We start from the raw sequence: 18,702 nt of genomic DNA, 5'->3' as shown, positions 1-18,702 counted from the left end.
GATATTTAATCCATTAACTTGCTTTTTCAGCGAGAGAATCAGTGCGAATCTCAGGTGTAGCAAGGGCTTGACCTTCTACAGACATCTTTAAGTTCACCAGGAAAATTGCCAGCGCAGCAATCAAACCGGGAATCGCAATTGCAAAGAAGTTCATTTGATGCGGTAAATTCATGGTGAGTAAAGCACCTGTCAATACCGGTCCAACGATCGCACCGATACGTCCAATTCCGGAAGCCCAACCCATGCCAGTGGAACGCACCGTTGATGGATAATATTGCGCCACGAAGGTGTAGAGCAGGATTTGAGAACCAATGGTTGCTGCACCGGCCACAGCAATCAAGCTATAAAGCACGAATTGCGGACTGTTATAACCGAGCAGGATTAAAGAAGCTGCTCCGCAAAGGAACATGATCGTCAGCACTTTTTTAATATGGAAACGGTCTGCCAGATACCCCCCACCAACAGCCCCGATCATGCCGCCAATATTCAGGGCAAACAGGAAGATCATGCTGGCACCCAGAGAATAACCGGCTTGGATCATCAGTTTTGGTAACCAGCTACCCAGTGCGTAGACCATTAATAAACACATGAAAAATGCCAGCCAGAACATAAAGGTACTAAATGTGCGGCCTTGCTGAAATAATGCTTTTAAAGGTGCTTCATCGCCTTTTTGTACTTCATTCAGGACGAACTGGGTGTCAGATCCAATTACCTGGGTTGGCGAGATTTTCTGGATAATATTTTGCGCTTCAGCCGTTTGCTGCTTATTGGTCAGATACATCAGGGATTCTGGTAAATATTTCCAGAGTATCGGCAGGAACAGTAAAGGAGTACCCGCAAGCAAGAACATGATTTTCCAGCCGAACTGTGGTACCAGCCATGCGCCAAGCAAAGCAGATGTCATGCCTCCGATGGCATAGCCACTAAACATCAAGGCAACTAATGTACTGCGAATCCTTTTTGGTGCGTATTCCGTCATCAGGGCAACGACGTTTGGCATCACGCCACCAATTCCGAGTCCGGCAAGAAAACGTAAAATTCCGAATTCGACAGGTGATGTTGCAAAGGCACCGATAAACGTAAAACCACTAAAGATCGCGACACAGATCATGATGGTTTTTTTACGTCCCAGTTTATCGGACAAAGTGCCGAAACTCATCGCTCCAAACATCATACCGAACAAGGCGGTGCTGGCTAACATGCCGGCCTGTACTGCACTGAGTGACCATTCCTGCATCAGTAGCGGTAACGCTACGCCGTAAATCACCAGGTCATAACCGTCAAAAATAATGATCAGCAAACACCAGATCAGGACGCCCCAATGAAATGGCGTGAACTTTGCTTCATCAATCAGCGTATTTATATTCACTTTATTTGTAGACATCTCCACCTCCTAATTGTGAAGTTCAATTTATGAGATTCACAATGCAGAAGATGTGCATAAATGTCCAAAACTGAATAGGCATGCTTCTATACCTATAAAGTCTGCCTTAAAGAAAAGGCTTTATTTACTATGCCTTAATGATATTCATCCAAAAAATGAAACCTTCATTCAATATTAAAATATGGATTCGCTTTATTCCCTATAAGATCCAGACAGGTATTGATCTGAATTAAAATACAGCACGATCATATTTAATCGCTTCAAGATCATAGACCTGATAGACCGCATCAAACAGATATCGAATATATTCACTTTCATCCATATTACGAATAGCCATAAAAACCGGACTGACCGCAAATTCATCTAATAAAGGGATAAAGTTTAAATGTGCCAGACGAATATTCTGGGCACTTTCCGGCACAATACAGACGCCCTCTCCGGCAGCCACAAAACCAAGCGCCAGTTGCAATTCACTGACTGCACGGATATTTTTCGGTTCCAGCCCATACTCGGAAAATATACCGCGCACCTGGGTAGAAAAATTAGCCTTACCATTATTCGGGTATAAAAAGAGTGGCTGATCCACCAGTTCAGTCAGGTTCACGCCATCTCGATGGGAAAGAAAATGGCTGGAATGTGCTGCGACCATCAGCCTTTCTTCACGCAGTAACACCCGTTTCACTGCCGGATCTGAAATTCTTAAACGTCCAAAACCGACATCAATCCGCCCTTCTTTAAGTGCCTGAATCTGCTCTGAAGTATTCATTTCAACCATCTCAATTTTGAGCTGGGGATGTTGCTGCTTAAATAGAAACACAATACGCGATAGCAAACCGAACAATAACGAGCCAACAAAACCAATGCTAATGGTGCGATCCGCGATACCAATCCGCTTGGTCATCGATTTGATTTCTTCCGCATTAGACAAAAGTTTAACCGCATGTTGATAGAAGAATTGACCTGCTTCTGTGGTCTTAAGCGGTCGGCTACCTCTTTCAAAGAGCTGAATATCCAGTTCCTGTTCCAGATTTTGTATCTGTCTGCTTAAAGGTGGTTGAGCAATAAACAGTTTTTCTGCCGCCTTGGTAAAACTTTGTTCTTCGACGACTGCGACGAAGTAACGCAAATGCCTGAGTTCCATATTATTGCATACCTTTAAAGTATAAAAAAATGCTAAATCGATCTTAGACCAATCAAAATTATTCTTTTAAGGTATATCAAGTCAAAACATTAAAGCAAGAATGTGAAGCGTAATTATGTATAAGTCAGTTGAAACCTTGCTGGTTCAAATACCGACGATCCGTCCTCACAAGATGGCTGTCGCAACCATGCAAACCCAGACACTGGTCCTGGTCAAAATCACCACCGAAGACGGCTATGTGGGTTGGGGCGAAGCCACCACTATTGGCGGTTTAGGCTACGGTGAAGAAAGCCCAGAAAGTGTCAAAGTGAATATTGAGACTTACTTTGCACCGCTTCTGAAAACATTATCAGGTTTGAATGTTGCACAGACATTACAAGCCATCAAAAAGAATATTAATGGTAACCGTTTTGCCAAGTGTGCCATTCAAACTGCGCTACTGGATATTCAGGCACAACGTTTGAACCAGCCACTGAGTGAAATTCTAGGTGGACGTTTACGTGACAGCGTACCAGTGCTGTGGGTCCTGGCATCTGGCAATACCGAGAAAGACATTGCTGAAGCCCAGAAAATGATTGCGGCCAAACGCCACAATATTTTCAAACTGAAAATTGGTTCTCGTCCAGTGGAACAGGATGTTGAACACGTGCTTGCCATTAAACAGGCATTAGGCAAAGACATTTCGATCCGTGTTGATGTGAACCGTGCCTGGACAGAGCTAGACGCGATTAAAGGCATTCAGTTACTCCAGGACGGCGGCATTGACCTGATTGAACAGCCATGTGCCATTGATAATCTGGATGCAATGCGACGTCTGACCCAGCGTTTTGATATCGCCATCATGGCGGATGAATCCTTGATGGGTCCGCAGTCTGCCTATCAGATCGCACGTCAGCATGGCTCATCAGTTTTTGCAGTCAAAGTGGCGCAATCTGGTGGCCTGATTGAAGGTTGTGAAGTTGCAAAAGTGGCACAGCTGGCAGGTATCGATCTGTATGGCGGCACCATGCTGGAAGGCCCGGTGGGCACGATCGCCTCTGCCCATGCATTCTCGACTTTTGAAAGTCTCGCTTATGGCACCGAACTGTTTGGCCCCCTGCTACTGACTGAAGATATTTTAAAAACCCCACTCCAGTATCAAAACTTTGAACTTGAGATTCCGAAAGGATCAGGTCTGGGTATTGAGTTGGATGAAAACAAAATTGACAACTTGCGTCGTCAATAATTCCAGGAGAACCCCATGCTTTTCCAAGTACGAATGGACGTCAATATTCCAAAAGATATGCCGGTTGAACAGGCCAATGAAATTAAGGCAGTTGAAAAAGCTTATTCACAGGATCTGCAACGCCAGGGTAAGTGGCGTCATATCTGGCGTATCACCGGGCAGTATTCAAACATCAGTATTTTTGATGTTGAAAGCAATGAAGAGTTGCACAACCTGCTACAAGGCTTGCCGCTCTACCCGTATATGAACATCGAAGTCATGGCATTGAACCGCCATCCCTCGTCGATTCGAGATGATGACAAGTAATGAATAAATTCGGGAATGGAAATGAAAGATTTTTCTTCCCATCCATACACCTGAGGGTAATCCAAAAGGACTTGTGGCCAGCAAGATTTAGCCAGCCAAACGAATGCTAAAACATGCGCCACTAAAATATGAAAGACATACTTTAGGAGCAATAGTATGAACCGCCAAGAAATTGATGCACTGGTTAAAAAAATGAATGTCGACACAGCGACAGGACCAGTAGATGAGCGTGTACAACAAGTTGTTGTACGTTTATTAGGTGATCTTTTCCAAGCGATCGAAGATCTTGATATTTCTCAGACTGAACTCTGGAAAGGTCTGGAATACTTTACTGATGCAGGTCAAGCTAATGAATTAGGCTTACTGGCTGCAGGTCTGGGTCTGGAACATTACTTAGACTTACGCGCGGATGAAGCAGATGCCAAAGCCGGCATTACTGGTGGTACACCACGTACCATCGAAGGCCCGCTCTATGTTGCAGGTGCACCTGAGTCCGTTGGTTTTGCGCGTATGGATGACGGTTCTGAAGAAGGCAAAATTCCAACCCTGATTATTGAAGGCACAGTGACCGATACTGACGGCAACATCATTGAAGGTGCAAAAGTTGAAGTCTGGCATGCCAACAGCCTGGGCAACTACTCTTTCTTTGACAAGTCACAATCGGACTTTAACCTGCGCCGTTCTATCTTTACCGATCAAGACGGTAAATATATTGCGCTGACCACCATGCCGGTCGGTTATGGTTGCCCGCCTGAAGGTACCACCCAGTTCGTACTGGACAAATTAGGTCGTCACGGTAACCGCCCATCTCATGTGCATTACTTCGTATCTGCGCCGGGTTATCGGAAGTTAACCACACAGTTCAACATCGAAGGCGATCAATACCTGTGGGATGACTTTGCATTCGCCACACGTGATGGTCTGGTCGCAACTGCTGTTGATGTGACCGATGAAGCTGAAATCGCACGCCGTGGTTTAAATGGTCCATTCAAACATATCCAGTTCAATATCGAACTGGTGAAAGACCAGGCTGCTGCACCAAGCACTGAAGTAGAACGTCGTCGCGCAAGCGCTTAATTCAAAATGGAATCGGGATGTCAGTCTGAGCAACATCCCGATGACTTCCCCTCCTTGGAAAGTCGGAGACTGGACATGCCTCGTATTCCTGTAATTAACACCAGCCATTTAGACCGTATTGATGAATTACTGGTCGATGATTTTGAATCTGGTGAATTTAAACTGCACCGTTCCGTATTTACTGATCAAGCCCTGTTTGATCTGGAAATGAAATATATCTTTGAAGGAAACTGGGTTTATCTGGCCCATGAGAGCCAGATTCCCCACAACAACGATTACTACACAACCCATATTGGCCGTCAGCCAATCATCATTGCACGTAATCGTAATGGCGAACTAAATGCCATGATCAATGCCTGCTCTCACCGCGGTGCACAACTGTGCCGTTATAAGCGTGGCAATAAAGCAACCTATACCTGCCCATTCCATGGCTGGACATTCAATAACTCAGGCAAGCTGTTAAAAGTGAAAGACCCGGCTGATGCAGGCTATTCAGATTGCTTTAACCAGGACGGTTCTCATGACCTGAAAAAAGTAGCCCGTTTTGAAAATTACAAAGGCTTCTTGTTTGGCAGCCTGAATCCGGATGTTCCTTCTCTGGAAGAATACCTGGGTGAAGCCACGAAGATCATCGACATGATCGTGGGTCAGTCTGAGCAAGGTCTGGAAGTTTTACGCGGTTCATCGACTTATACCTATGAAGGTAACTGGAAGCTGACTGCAGAAAACGGTGCCGATGGTTATCACGTCTCTGCCGTGCACTGGAACTATGCTGCAACGACTCAGCAACGTAAGGAAAAAGAAGCTGGCGATAATATTCGTGCCATGAGCGCAGGTTCATGGGGCAAACAAGGCGGTGGTTCTTACGGCTTTGAACATGGTCACATGCTGCTTTGGACACAATGGGCCAACCCGGAAGACCGTCCAAACTTTGCCAAGAAAGATGAATATACCGAGCGTTATGGCGAAGCCATGGCGAAATGGATGATTGAGCGTTCACGTAACCTGTGTATCTATCCAAACGTTTACTTTATGGATCAGTTCGGCTCACAAATTCGTGTCCTGCGTCCGATCTCTGTCGATAAGACTGAAGTGACCATTTACTGTATCGGTCCTGTCGGTGAAGAGCCGGAAGCACGCACTCGCCGTATCCGTCAGTATGAAGACTTCTTTAATGCTTCTGGTATGGCAACTCCGGACGATCTGGAAGAATTCCGTGCCTGTCAGGCTGGTTATGCCGGGATCGCACTGGAATGGAACGACATGTGCCGTGGTTCTAAGCACTGGATTCAAGGGCCGGATGATGCAGCCAATGAAATTGGTCTGAAACCAAAACTGTCCGGCATTAAAACTGAAGATGAAGGCTTATATCTGGCACAACACCAGTACTGGTTAGAACTGATCAAAAAAGGCATTGCGACTGAAAAAGAAATTGCTGCAAACACTGAAGGAGAAACCGCATGAGCGACATCACTTTAGAAAACATTGCACAGTTCCTGTATCAGGAAGCCCGCTTTTTAGATGATGAGCAATGGGATGACTGGTTACAGTGCTACGCTCCTACTGCTTCTTTCTGGATGCCAGCTTGGGATGATGATGACCGTCTGACTGAAGACCCACAGTCTGAAATCTCACTGATCTACTACCCTGACCGTCAGGGTCTTGAGGACCGTGTGTTCCGCATCAAGACGGAGCGTTCATCTGCCACCATGCCGGATACCCGTACTAGTCACAACATCTGCAATATTGAAATTGTGGAACGTGACGGCGACAAGGTCACTGTGCGCTTTAACTGGAATACCCTGAGTTTCCGCTACAAAACCAGTTACAGCTACTTTGGTATGTCTCGTTATGTAATCAATTTTTCAGGCGAAAAACCACAGATTTTAAGCAAATACGTGGTGCTGAAAAACGATTACATCAACCAGGTTATCGACATTTATCACCTCTAAGACTGTTTCGACAGCAAGGTCAAAAAACCTTTCAGCCAGGGAAATATGGCTGAAAGGTCTAGTTTCAAAGATTTATATAGGATATTCAGCCATGTCAAACCACAATGTTGCACTCCAATTTGAAGATGGCGTTACACGTTTTATTAGTGTTGCCCAAGGCGAAACCCTGTCCGATGCAGCTTACCGTCAAAAGATCAATATCCCTCTAGATTGCCGTGACGGTGCATGTGGAACGTGCCGCGCTTTTTGTGAATCAGGTGCGTATGACATGCCTGAAGAAATGTACATTGAAGATGCACTGACACCAGAAGAAGCCGCAGAAGGTTTTATTCTGGCTTGCCAATGTAAACCGACTTCGGATGCCGTGTTCCAAATTCAGGCCTCCTCTGATGTCTGTAAAACCGAGATTCATGCATTTCAAGGTACGTTGGCCCGTGTAGAAAACCTGTCTGATTCCACCATTACCTTTGATATTCAACTCGATGATGGTCAACCAGATATCCATTTTCTGGCCGGACAATATGTCAATGTCGGCATTCCTGGCACCACTGAAACCCGTTCTTACTCATTCAGTTCCAAGCCGGGCAACCGTTTAACTGGTTTTGTAGTTCGTAATGTCCCGAACGGCAAAATGTCGAGTTTCCTCAGCGCTGATGCAAAAGCGGGTGACAAAATGACCTTTACCGGTCCATTCGGCAGCTTCTATCTGCGTAATGTGACCCGTCCGGTATTGATGCTGGCAGGTGGTACAGGCATCGCGCCATTTATGTCAATGTTACAGGTACTGGAAGAAAAAGGTTCTGAATATCCAGTACGTCTGGTCTTTGGTGTGACCAATGACTTCGACCTGGTCGCAATTGAAAAGCTGAATGAACTACAGGATAAATTCCCATGGTTCGAATATCGTACAGTGGTCGCAAATCCAGAATCTGCACATGAGCGTAAAGGCTATGTAACCGATCATATCGAAAACGAATGGCTGAACGCTGGAGATGTCGATATCTACCTATGTGGTCCAGTGCCAATGGTTGAAGCGGTTCGCGGCTGGCTGGATGCTGAAGGTGTCAAACCTGCCAGCTTCTTGTTTGAAAAATTCTCTGCCAACTAAGTTTAGAAGCCGGAGAATCTCATGAACCGTAACCCAAGATTTGAAGATAAAGTCGTAATCGTGACTGGTGCTGCGCAAGGCATCGGTCGCGGTGTAGCCATCCAGGCTGCTGCTGAATGCGCACAAGTAGTATTGGCCGATATTTCGGACTATGTGCAGGAAACCCTGGCAGAAATCGAAGCGGCTGGCGGTGATGCCATCTTCGTCAAGGCAAATCTGGAAACTTATGCGGGTGCTCAATCTGTCGTTGAAAAAGCCTTAGATACCTATGGTCGTGTCGATGTACTGATCAATAACGTGGGTGGTGCCATCTGGATGAAACCTTTTGAAGAATTCTCTGAAGAAGAAATCATCAAGGAAGTGAACCGCTCTCTTTTCCCAACAATGTGGTGCTGCCGTGCAGTACTACCGCAAATGATCAAGCAGCAACATGGCACCATCGTGAATGTGTCTTCGATTGCAACCTGTGGGATTCATCGTGCGCCGTATTCAGCATCCAAAGGTGGCGTGAATGCGCTGACCGCTTCCCTAGCCTTTGCCTATGCCAAAGATGGTATCCGCGTGAATGCTGTGGCAACAGGTGGTACCGAAGCACCGCCACGCAAGATTCCACGCAATGCCAAACCGCTGAGCGAACAGGAAGAACAATGGATGCAGGATGTGGTCGACCAGACCAAGGATCGCAGCCATATGAAACGCTATGGCACGATCCAGGAACAGGTCAATGCCATTCTGTTCCTGGCTTCAGATGAATCATCTTATATGACAGGTACCGTAGTACCGGTCGGTGGTGGAGATCAAGGCTAGTCCTGATCATCACGATTTTTGACAGGCTCATGGTTCGACGCAAGGAGGCACATTACCAATGAACACCCTGTTTCAGACATTAAAAAATGACTGGTCAATTTCAGCGACTGTTGCAGGATTTCTAGCAGTGCTGATTTCCTATTCAGGACCACTGATCATTTTTTTCCAGGCAGCGCAGCAAGCCCAGGTTTCCCCAGACATGATGATTTCATGGATTTGGGGAATTTCTATTGGTGCGGCGCTCGCAGGTATCTTTTTATCGATTAAATACAAAATACCTGTTGTCACCGCCTGGTCTGCGCCCGGAACGGCACTATTGGTCACGCTGTTTCCCGATATTTCGCTCAATGAAGCGGTTGCGGCCTATATCACCTCTGCTGTGGTGATTTTTCTCATTGGGATTACCGGTTATTTCGACAAATTGCTGTCCTGGATTCCCCAGGAAGTCGCTGCCGGAATGATGGCCGGAATTTTACTGCAGTTTGGTTTAGGACTGTTCACCGCGACCGATACCATGCCCTATATCGTCTTTGGCATGCTGGCGGTGTTTTTGCTGGCCAAGCGTTTCAGTCCACGTTATGCCATGGTCTGGGTGCTGGTTGCCGGTGTGATTTTAAGCATGCTGCTGGGCAAGATTAATCCGGTCACGGCAGATTTCAGTCTGGCAATTCCGCAATTTATTGCACCGGAATGGACTTGGAGTTCCACCCTGAATCTGGCCCTCCCGCTTATTCTGGTCAGTCTGTCGGGCCAGTTCTTACCAGGAATGGCCATTATCAAGATCAGTGGATATGACATGCCTGCCAAGCCAATTATCAGTGCAACCAGTATTGCCTCGCTCGCAGTAGCCTGTGTGGGGGGGATTACTATTGTATTGGCCTCTATTACGGCCGCATTGTGTTTAAGCAAAGACGCGCACGAGCTGAAAGAAAAGCGTTATATCGCGGGTGTGGCGAACGGGCTTTTTTATATTTTAGGCGGCCTGTTTGCCGGCAGCATTGTCATGCTGTTTAGCCTGATGCCGAAGGAATTAATTGCAGCTTTGGCAGGACTGGCCTTACTCGGAGCAATTGCCACTAACATCTCTATGGCGATGGGCAAAGAGTCGCAACGTGATGCCGCACTGATCACCTTTTTAGCAACTGCTTCCGGCATGCATTTCTTGGGGCTGAGTTCAGTCTTTTGGGGGATTTGTATTGGCCTGGTAGCACATTTTCTGCTGTCACAGAAAGACCGTAATGCTGTTCCGGTTGCAACATCAGATTCAAAACGAATTTAAAGACATCCATTAGTTTAGGGTATGTAAGGACCAGATTATGATAGATAAAAGTTCATTATCATTGAAAGAAGCACTTTCCCAGATCAAGGATGGTTCTACCATTATGATCGGCGGATTTGGGACAGCGGGTCAGCCTGCTGAACTGATTGATGGTCTGATCGAATTGGGAATCAAGGATCTTATTATTGTCAATAATAATGCTGGTAATGGCGACTATGGTCTGGCAAAACTGCTAAAGACTGGCGCAGTACGTAAAATCATCTGCTCTTTCCCGCGCCAGTCAGACTCATGGGTCTTTGACGAGCTGTACCGTGCCGGAAAAATCGAGCTGGAACTGGTGCCGCAAGGAAACCTGGCCTGCCGGATTCAGGCTGCAGGTATGGGGCTAGGGCCAATCTACACGCCTACCGGTTTTGGTACCTTGCTGGCGGAAGGCAAGCCAACCCTGAATTATGAAGGCAAAGAGTACGTTTTAGAAAATCCAATTAAAGCAGACTTTGCCCTGATCAAGGCGCATAAAGGCGATCGCTGGGGCAATCTGGTTTACCGTAAATCCGCACGTAACTTCGGCCCGATTATGGCGATGGCTGCGGATGTGACGATTGCTCAAGTTTCTGAAGTGGTTGAACTGGGTACACTGGATCCGGAACACATCATCACCCCGGGAATTTTTGTTCAACACGTTGTTCAAGTTAAACCTGCACAATAATTGGCATCGGAGATAAATAATGAGCTATAGCAAACTGACCCGTGACCAGATCGCTGAACGTGTGGCACAAGACATTCCTGATGGTACCTATGTCAACCTTGGTATTGGCCTGCCGACCAAGATTGCCAGCTATCTGCCTACAGACAAGGATGTTTTCCTGCATTCTGAAAATGGCTTGCTAGCTTTTGGCCCGCCACCTGCCAAAGGTGAAGAAGACCCTGAACTGATCAATGCCGGTAAAGAATTTGTGACCATGCTGACTGGCGGTGCTTTTTTCCATCATGGGGATTCTTTTGCGATGATGCGCGGCGGACACTTAGATATCGCAGTTTTGGGTGCTTTCCAAGTCGCTGAAAATGGTGACCTGGCCAACTGGCATACCGGTGCACCAGATGCAATTCCTGCTGTCGGTGGCGCGATGGATCTGGCCGTCGGCGCCAAGAAAGTCTTTATCACTACTGATCACGTCACTAAAAAAGGCGAACCTAAGATTGTGGCTGAACTGACTTATCCTGCGACTGGCCTGAAATGTGTGGACCGCATCTATACTGACCTGTGTGTAATTGATGTCACTCCTGAAGGCATGAAAGTCATTGAAAAAGTCGAAGGTCTGTCATTTGAAGAATTGCAGTCCATGACGGGTGCACCACTGATTGATGCGACACAGGGTTAATAATCCCTCCTAACCTCCCTGAGTGAGTTTTAAAGCACAGCTTTTAAAATTCAGCATAAGAAAGGGAGGAAAAGTCCCCCTTTGATAAAGGGGGATTTAGGGGGATTTAAAGGAACAAGGAATTTAATAAATGAAAAATGCATATATCATTGATGCCATTCGTACCCCATTCGGTCGCTATGCTGGTGGGCTGGCACCTGTTCGTGCTGATGATCTTGGCGCGATCCCGATTAAAGCCTTGATGGAACGCAACCCAAGTATCAACTGGGAAAAAGTTGATGACATTATCTACGGCTGTGCCAACCAGGCCGGTGAAGACAACCGCAACGTGGGTCGTATGTCAGCACTGCTTGCAAGTGTACCTTATCAAGTGCCAGCCACTACCATTAACCGTCTTTGCGGATCCTCCCTGGATGCAATAGCGATTGCGGCACGTGCCATTAAAGCCGGTGAAGCGAATCTGATTGTGGCTGGTGGTGTGGAATCCATGTCACGCGCCCCTTTTGTCATGGGTAAAGCAGAAACCGCTTATGGCCGTAGCCAGAAAATTGAAGACACCACCATGGGCTGGCGTTTTATCAACCCGAAACTGAAAGAACTGTATGGCGTGGAAACCATGCCGGAAACTGCTGAAAACGTGGCAGAACAGTTCAATATTAATCGTGAAGATCAAGACAAGTTTGCCCTGACCAGCCAGCAACGTACAGCAGCAGCACAAGCCAAAGGTTTCTTTAAAAATGAAATCGTGCCCGTGGTCATTCCTCAGCGTAAAGGCGAACCAGTTGTGGTAGATACTGATGAACATCCTCGTGCTTCTACAACACTGGAAGGATTAACTAAGTTAAAACCAGTCGTCAAAGCAGATGGTACGGTGACGGCAGGCAATGCTTCTGGCATTAACGATGGTGCAGCGGCACTCCTGATTGCATCCGATGAAGCCGTTCAACACTATAGTTTAAAACCACGTGCCAAAATTATTGGTTCAACGGTTGTCGGTGTAGAGCCACGCATTATGGGCTTTGGTCCGACACCTGCCATTAAAAAATTGCTTGTTCAAACGGGTTTAACTCTTGAGCAAATGGATGTGATTGAGCTGAATGAAGCCTTTGCCGCACAGGCACTGGCGGTAACCCGTGACTTAGGTCTTCCGGATGATGCCGCACATGTAAACCCGAATGGTGGTGCGATTGCCCTTGGTCATCCACTTGGTGCTTCCGGTGCCCGTCTGGTGACCACGGCCTTGAACCAGCTTGAACGGACTGGCGGGAAATATGCCCTCTGCTCTATGTGCATTGGCGTAGGCCAAGGTATCGCGCTGATTATTGAACGTGTTTAAAAAATCCCTCCTAACCTCCCTTTCTTGCACAAGGCTTAAGCAGTGCTTATGCCTTGTTCAGGGAGGAACTTTTAGAAGGAAATAAAAGGAATAACAAATGCCAATATTTACATCAAATGATGCCCAGATTAATTACCAGACTTTTGGGGATGCTAGCAAACCTGCATTGGTATTTTCCAATTCACTGGGCACCAAATACAGCATGTGGCAGCCACAGATTGCGCATTTCCAGCAAGATTATTACGTAATCTGCTATGACACCCGTGGTCATGGTGGTTCGGAAGCACCGCAAGGCCCGTATAGCCTGGAGCAGTTGGGTCAGGATATAGTGAATCTTCTGGATCATTTGAACATTGCAAAAGCAGCATTCTGTGGTATTTCTATGGGTGGCTTAACCGGTCAATGGTTAGCGATTCATAAGCCAGAACGTTTTAGCCAGGTGATTGTCTGCAATACTGCAGCCAAAATTGGCCAGGAACAGGCATGGCAAGACCGTGCTGCGCTTGTCCGTGAGCAAGGTCTTGCTCCGATTGCTGCAACTGCGGCATCACGCTGGTTTACCGATCCCTTTATCCAGAGCAACCCGGCAGTCGTTGCAGAACTTTCAAACGACCTCGGAGCTGGCAGCCCAGAAGGCTATGCAAACTGCTGTGAAGCTCTGGCTAAGGCGGATGTCCGCGAACAACTTAGTAGCATTCAAATCCCTGTGCTGATTATTGCGGGTCAGCAGGATCCGGTGACGACTGTTGCAGATGGACAGTTTATGCAGCAACGTATTGCGAATAGCCAGTTGTTTGAAATCAATGCTTCGCATATTTCCAATATTGAACAACCGGAAGCCTTTAATCAGGCAGTACAAACTTTTCTTGCTGCTTAATTCATTCTTATAAAAAAGCCACGATAATTCGTGGCTTTCTTTTATTCGAGTATTTGTTAAGCCCAGATCACTAGCATCGCTGCAATCACCACCAGCCCCAAGCCCCAATGTTCGGCACGCGCCAGTTTTTCTTTAAAGAAATAAGCGGAGATTAGCAGACTGAATAGGATTTCGATTTGTCCCAAGGTTTTCACGATTGGCACGCTCATCATACTCATGGCGGTAAACCAGCCAAGGGAGGCCATAAAGCTACAAAAACTGACTTTAAAAGTAAGCCCCAAACGTTGCCACATGGCAACTAAGGTTTTTCGGCTAAACAGACTGAGGTAAATCAGCATACTGATGCACTGGAAACCAATCACTGAAATCAGTACCCATGAAGCACGATGCACGGTTGGCAACATCGGTAGTTCCAGACTGGCTTCACGTACCAAGAGTGAAGTAATAGCAAAGCTCAAACCGCTGCCGATTCCGATGGCTAAAGTCTTGGTGGATAAGCCGGTCAGCTGATTGCCTTTACTAAGCAAAAACACAGCATAACCACCGATCAGCACCCCGATCCATGCCAGTACAGAAAGATGATCTGATAGAAAAATCACTCCGATAATGGCTGCCAGAATCGCTTCACTTTTTGCCAGTCCAACGCCAATCGCATAATTTTTCTGTTTAAACAGCTGCACCATCAAGGCGGTTGCCAGAATCTGGCTGATACCCGCAATCAGGATATAGATCCAGTACTTCGGGGTAAAATGCACCACACTTTCTACCGGTTTGAAGTGGTATAAAGCTGCAATGTAAAGCCCGGCCAACGGAAAGCCAAACAGGAAACGTGCCAGTGTCACGCCCCAAATATCGACAGTGGTACTGAGCTGCTTTTGAAAGGCATTTCGCCAGGCCTGCATAAATGCAGCCATTAAAGTAAAGAAAATCCAGCTGATTGCCATACCCTGATCATTAATACCGTAAAAGTGAATTAATTCTATGCCTTAGTACAATCTATGACTAATTAAAAATGAGATAATGGCTAATAGCTAAAAGTTTAATTTTCTAATTTAAAAATAATTAAAATTTATCAATTTGACAGGGATAAAATTGATTTCTCAGATTCCAACTATGCTAATAAGAAAATAACTCCTGATCTTTGATTAACTTATAATAAACGGCTCTTCTATTTTAAGAGACTGAAGATGTTTCATCAGAATAAACTTTTTCCATTGGAATAAAGCGAATGCCATGTTCATGAGTAAGTTCACCTGTTTCTACAAAACCAAATTTTTTATAAATATTGAAGCCATATAAACTGGATTTGACTGTGATCCTTTGATGCCCTTGATTACAGATTTGTTCTTCTAAAAAATTCCACATTTGTCGTCCATATCCCTGCCCCTGATAAGCTGGATCCAGAAAAAAGTGCATGAAGTGTGCAGGTTCCATATAGGCCACCACGCCCACAATTTTTTGATTAATTTCTCCAACAAAATAATGAATATCAGCTCGATCAAAAATGGTCTGAAGAATTTCAGGTTGAAAACGCTTGCGTCCCTCTTCACTAGAAATCAAGACATCAACAAATGGGGCAATGACGTTCGCAATTGCTAGTGTGTCCTGAACAGTGGCTTTTCTTATCTTCATCATATTTTAATACCCCAAAAGCAGAACTATAAAATGAAAAATAATTTATTTTTCTGCACGATGTATGTTTTAACATTGAGGAAAATATATACCAATTAGGTCTTATGAAAAACGCTATTCAATCAATTTTTTTCAATAATTTTTGATCTCTAATTTTTTTATAGTTTGCATTATTCAGTTTTTTTAAATTGATACTCTCGTTTTTATTTAAGAAAAAAATACATAAGTCAGTTCATCGGTTTTTTTATTTCTGTCAGCTTTTCGTCTATAAACAGTCACTAAACTATAATTTAATGAATAATTGATCACACGCATTTTACAATTAATCAACATAGTGTTTTTTAAGAAATTTTTATGATGAATTTTTAAACAGGATAAAATTCCGCAATGCAATCTGAATATAAATTATAGAGTTTCAGTAATTCATTGTAATTCATTCATTTTGCAGGGAGTATCGATGAAGTATTTTGAATGTCCAGTTTGCGAACAGCAGATCTTTTTCGCCAAATTCGTATGTGATCACTGCCTTTCGTCTATCGGCTATATCGCATCCGAAAAAGAAATGACGACATTTAAAAAGCTGAATGCTCAGGAGTGGGTTCCCGTTGCCGAGAAGTATCAATATTCCCGTTATAAACCTTGTTATAACTATACCCATTATCAGGTATGTAACTGGATGATCCCCGTAGATGACGAGGAAGATTTTTGCGAATCCTGCCAGCTGACTCATGTAATTCCAAATCTGGAAAATGCCGAAAACATGATTTACTGGTATCGGCTTGAGGAAGCCAAACGCCGGTTTCTATATCTGACCCAACGTATGAACATTATGCCTCGTCCAAAACATTCGGATGATGATCCATTAGGTTTGCGTTTTGATTTTCTTCTTCCTGAAAAAGACAAGCCAGTACTTACCGGCCATGCCAATGGGGTGATTACCTTAAATGCCTTCGAGGCCGATGTGGTTTATCGTGAAACCACCCGGGTCAATATGGGTGAAAATTACAGGACATTATTAGGGCATTTTCGTCATGAAAGTGGGCATTTTTATTTTAATGTCATCCAGCATCTACATCCGGAATTACTCGATGAACTTCGCCATTATTTTGGAGATGAGCGGCAAAATTATAGTGAAGCACTAGAGAGGCACTATAATCAAGGTGCGCCTATCAACTGGCATGAAAAATATATTAGTCCCTATGCCACTGCACACCCGTGGGAAGATTGGGCTGAAACCTGGTCACATTATCTGCATATCATGGAAACACTGGAAACTGCATTTTATGCCGGTCTACGCGTGGAAGGTAATGGCCGAAATCTAGCCAGTATGGACTTTAAAGAATGCCCGATTGGTGGACAGGATTTTGAACATATCCTGGAAAACTGGGTCACCCTGACTTTTAATTTGAATGCCTTAAACCGCAGTATGGGTCTGGAAGATGCTTACCCCTTTAAGCTGACTGAAGCTGTGAAAGATAAACTGCGTTTCATTCATCGGCATATCTTGGATAAAGTCTTTAATAACCCACGTCTGATTCAGAACTAAAATATTTATCTAGTACAATAAATAAAGCCCGTGATTCACAGGCTTTATTTTGGGCTTATTTTAAGAAAGAGAACTAAGCAATTTTCATTGAACCGGTTTCTTCAAACTGGGCATGCCAGGACAAAGCTTCATTTAACAAATGCGGTGTTTGCCCACCATGCGCACAGGCGCGCTCAAAGTAATCATTCAGACTTTTACGATAATCGGGATGAGCACAAATATCGATAATCTTGCGGGCACGTTCACGTGGTGCCAATCCGCGCAGATCGGCCAAACCTTGCTCTGTTACCAGAATATCCACGTCATGGTCAGTATGATCTGTATGGCTCACCAGTGGAACCACAGACGAAATCGCACCACCTTTGGCATAGGATTTAGTCACAAAAATCGCAATATGTGCATGACGGGTAAAATCACCTGAGCCGCCAATACCATTCATCATCTTGGTGCCAGCGACATGGGTTGAATTCACATTCCCGTAAATATCAAACTCCAGTGCGGTATTGATTGCAATTATACCCAGACGGCGAATCAGCTCAGGGTTGTTGGAAAGTTCTTGCGGGCGTAAGACAATTTTATCTTTGTACTGATCAAAATTCTTCATCACCCGTGCCGCACATTCATCGCTCAGGGTCATGGAACAACCAGAAGCAAAGGTCATTTTTCCTGAATCGATAAGCTGGAAAGTACAGTCTTGCAGGACTTCAGAATACATTTCAAGATTATTGAAATTAGAATGTTCAAAACCTGCAAATACGGCATTTGCCACGGAACCTACTCCGGACTGCAGCGGCCCCAGATTTTCAGGTAATCGTCCTGCGGCGACTTCATTTTCAAAGAATTGAATTAAGTGGCTGGCAATCGCCAGTGTTTCTTCATCCGGCTCATCCATTGCGAAAGAAGTATCCGGAATCTCATTAATGACAATCGCAGCAATTTTTTCAGGTGCAACATGGATTCCGATTGTACCTATCTTGTCACTGGCTTGCGTCAAAGGAATCGGACCACGGTTTGGACGGGTTTTAGGCAAATAAATATCATGTACGCCTTCTAGCACCGGATTAACTGTTGTATCAATTTCAACAATGACCCGATCTGCCATTTCGATGAAATTCGCCGAGTTTCCACAAGAACCGGTCGGAATAATCTGGCCATCTTCAGTAATGGCCGTTGCGGCAATTATAGCTACATTAATCGCCGGCAGGTTTTTATGACGGATATTGTCTGCCAGTTCAGAAAGATGCTGATCGATATACATCACTTCACCATTATTGATGGCCTGACGTAAAGAAGGATCAGCCTGATAAGGATAACGGCGGATTATAACGTTAGCTTCATTCAGTTTCCCATCAATCCGGTTCCCCAGACTTGCACCTGTCGCCAAGGTAATATGGATCGGATGCTGCCGGGCATATTCAGCCAATGCCAAAGGCACAGTTTTCGCTTCACCGGCGCCGCCAAAACCGCTCAAACCAATTACATCACCATCTTGAATCAATTGTAGTGCTTTTTCTACAGGTACTACTTTATCTTGTAATGCGAGCAAACGAATACGCTCTAAACCGTTCATAAAAATTCTCAAAAATTAAAAATAAAGAGACGCCTGCTCCTGGCGTACCAGAAGCATTGTGGTCTAATTCAAAAAATATT

General features: G+C 45.1%; 18 protein-coding genes. 13 read left to right on the top strand and 5 right to left on the bottom strand.

Annotated elements, in window-relative coordinates:
* Nucleotides 1-13: 13 nt before the first annotated feature.
* Nucleotides 14-1,384, bottom strand: a complete 1,371-nt coding sequence (locus FTU72_RS06870) for an MFS transporter (RefSeq protein ID WP_180010990.1) — start codon at nt 1,382-1,384, stop codon at nt 14-16.
* Between the two features lie 229 nt (nt 1,385-1,613).
* Nucleotides 1,614-2,525: a LysR family transcriptional regulator gene (locus FTU72_RS06865; RefSeq protein ID WP_166138516.1), complete on the bottom strand. Its 912-nt coding sequence runs from the start codon at nt 2,523-2,525 to the stop codon at nt 1,614-1,616.
* Between the two features lie 115 nt (nt 2,526-2,640).
* On the opposite strand from FTU72_RS06865, the gene FTU72_RS06860 reads away from it, so the two are divergent.
* The 12 genes from FTU72_RS06860 to pcaD all read left to right on the top strand — a co-directional run bounded on the left by FTU72_RS06860 (nt 2,641) and on the right by pcaD (nt 13,874).
* On the top strand, nt 2,641-3,750 hold the full coding sequence (locus FTU72_RS06860) for a muconate/chloromuconate family cycloisomerase (protein WP_179992591.1): 1,110 nt from the start codon (nt 2,641-2,643) through the stop codon (nt 3,748-3,750).
* A 15-nt stretch (nt 3,751-3,765) separates the two neighbouring features.
* A complete protein-coding gene (gene catC, locus FTU72_RS06855; protein ID WP_104426111.1) occupies nt 3,766-4,056 on the top strand; it encodes a muconolactone Delta-isomerase in 291 nt (96 codons plus the stop codon).
* A gap of 156 nt (nt 4,057-4,212) precedes the next feature.
* A complete protein-coding gene (gene catA / locus FTU72_RS06850; protein WP_179992592.1) occupies nt 4,213-5,133 on the top strand; it encodes a catechol 1,2-dioxygenase in 921 nt (306 codons plus the stop codon).
* 75 nt (nt 5,134-5,208) lie between these two features.
* Nucleotides 5,209-6,597: a benzoate 1,2-dioxygenase large subunit gene (gene benA / locus FTU72_RS06845; protein WP_179992593.1), complete on the top strand. Its 1,389-nt coding sequence runs from the start codon at nt 5,209-5,211 to the stop codon at nt 6,595-6,597.
* Nucleotides 6,594-7,085, top strand: coding sequence for a benzoate 1,2-dioxygenase small subunit (gene benB / locus FTU72_RS06840; RefSeq protein WP_179992594.1), 492 nt, complete (start codon nt 6,594-6,596; stop codon nt 7,083-7,085). Before benA ends, benB begins: the two co-directional genes overlap by 4 nt.
* 91 nt (nt 7,086-7,176) lie before the next feature.
* Nucleotides 7,177-8,193 carry a benzoate 1,2-dioxygenase electron transfer component BenC gene (gene benC / locus FTU72_RS06835; RefSeq protein WP_179992595.1) on the top strand — a complete coding sequence of 339 codons (1,017 nt, stop codon included), beginning with the start codon at nt 7,177-7,179 and terminating at the stop codon, nt 8,191-8,193.
* Nucleotides 8,194-8,214: 21 nt separating this feature from the next.
* A complete protein-coding gene (benD, locus tag FTU72_RS06830; protein WP_180010993.1) occupies nt 8,215-9,000 on the top strand; it encodes a benzoate diol dehydrogenase BenD in 786 nt (261 codons plus the stop codon).
* A gap of 58 nt (nt 9,001-9,058) precedes the next feature.
* Nucleotides 9,059-10,279, top strand: a complete 1,221-nt coding sequence (gene benE / locus FTU72_RS06825; RefSeq protein WP_179992597.1) for a benzoate/H(+) symporter BenE — start codon at nt 9,059-9,061, stop codon at nt 10,277-10,279.
* Nucleotides 10,280-10,316: 37 nt separating this feature from the next.
* Nucleotides 10,317-10,988: a 3-oxoacid CoA-transferase subunit A gene (locus FTU72_RS06820; RefSeq protein WP_179992598.1), complete on the top strand. Its 672-nt coding sequence runs from the start codon at nt 10,317-10,319 to the stop codon at nt 10,986-10,988.
* 19 nt (nt 10,989-11,007) lie between these two features.
* Complete coding sequence (locus tag FTU72_RS06815; RefSeq protein ID WP_179992599.1) at nt 11,008-11,661, top strand: 3-oxoacid CoA-transferase subunit B; 654 nt, start codon at nt 11,008-11,010, stop codon at nt 11,659-11,661.
* A gap of 130 nt (nt 11,662-11,791) precedes the next feature.
* Complete coding sequence (gene pcaF / locus FTU72_RS06810; protein ID WP_179992600.1) at nt 11,792-12,997, top strand: 3-oxoadipyl-CoA thiolase; 1,206 nt, start codon at nt 11,792-11,794, stop codon at nt 12,995-12,997.
* Nucleotides 12,998-13,094: 97 nt separating this feature from the next.
* A complete protein-coding gene (gene pcaD / locus FTU72_RS06805) occupies nt 13,095-13,874 on the top strand; it encodes a 3-oxoadipate enol-lactonase (protein ID WP_179992601.1) in 780 nt (259 codons plus the stop codon).
* 56 nt (nt 13,875-13,930) lie between these two features.
* On the opposite strand, the gene FTU72_RS06800 is transcribed toward pcaD, so the two are convergent.
* Both FTU72_RS06800 and FTU72_RS06795 read right to left on the bottom strand, forming a co-directional pair.
* Nucleotides 13,931-14,818 (bottom strand): DMT family transporter, encoded by an 888-nt coding sequence (locus FTU72_RS06800; RefSeq protein ID WP_179992602.1) that lies wholly within the window; start codon nt 14,816-14,818, stop codon nt 13,931-13,933.
* Nucleotides 14,819-15,047: 229 nt separating this feature from the next.
* A complete protein-coding gene (locus FTU72_RS06795; RefSeq protein ID WP_179992616.1) occupies nt 15,048-15,506 on the bottom strand; it encodes a GNAT family N-acetyltransferase in 459 nt (152 codons plus the stop codon).
* Between the two features lie 457 nt (nt 15,507-15,963).
* Between FTU72_RS06795 and FTU72_RS06790 the strand changes: the two genes are divergently transcribed.
* Nucleotides 15,964-17,052 (top strand): putative zinc-binding metallopeptidase, encoded by a 1,089-nt coding sequence (locus FTU72_RS06790; RefSeq protein WP_180010995.1) that lies wholly within the window; start codon nt 15,964-15,966, stop codon nt 17,050-17,052.
* Nucleotides 17,053-17,125: 73 nt separating this feature from the next.
* Here FTU72_RS06790 and FTU72_RS06785 read toward each other — a convergent pair whose 3' ends face one another.
* The gene (locus tag FTU72_RS06785; RefSeq protein WP_180010997.1) at nt 17,126-18,622 is read right to left on the bottom strand and encodes a succinate CoA transferase; all 1,497 of its coding nucleotides are present in this window, start codon (nt 18,620-18,622) and stop codon (nt 17,126-17,128) included.
* Nucleotides 18,623-18,702 lie beyond the last annotated feature (80 nt).

Source organism: Acinetobacter sp. YH12137 (genome assembly GCF_013418535.1).
In the GTDB taxonomy this organism is placed as follows: Bacteria; Pseudomonadota; Gammaproteobacteria; order Pseudomonadales; family Moraxellaceae; genus Acinetobacter.
This window is presented reverse-complemented; position numbering and strand designations above follow the sequence as displayed.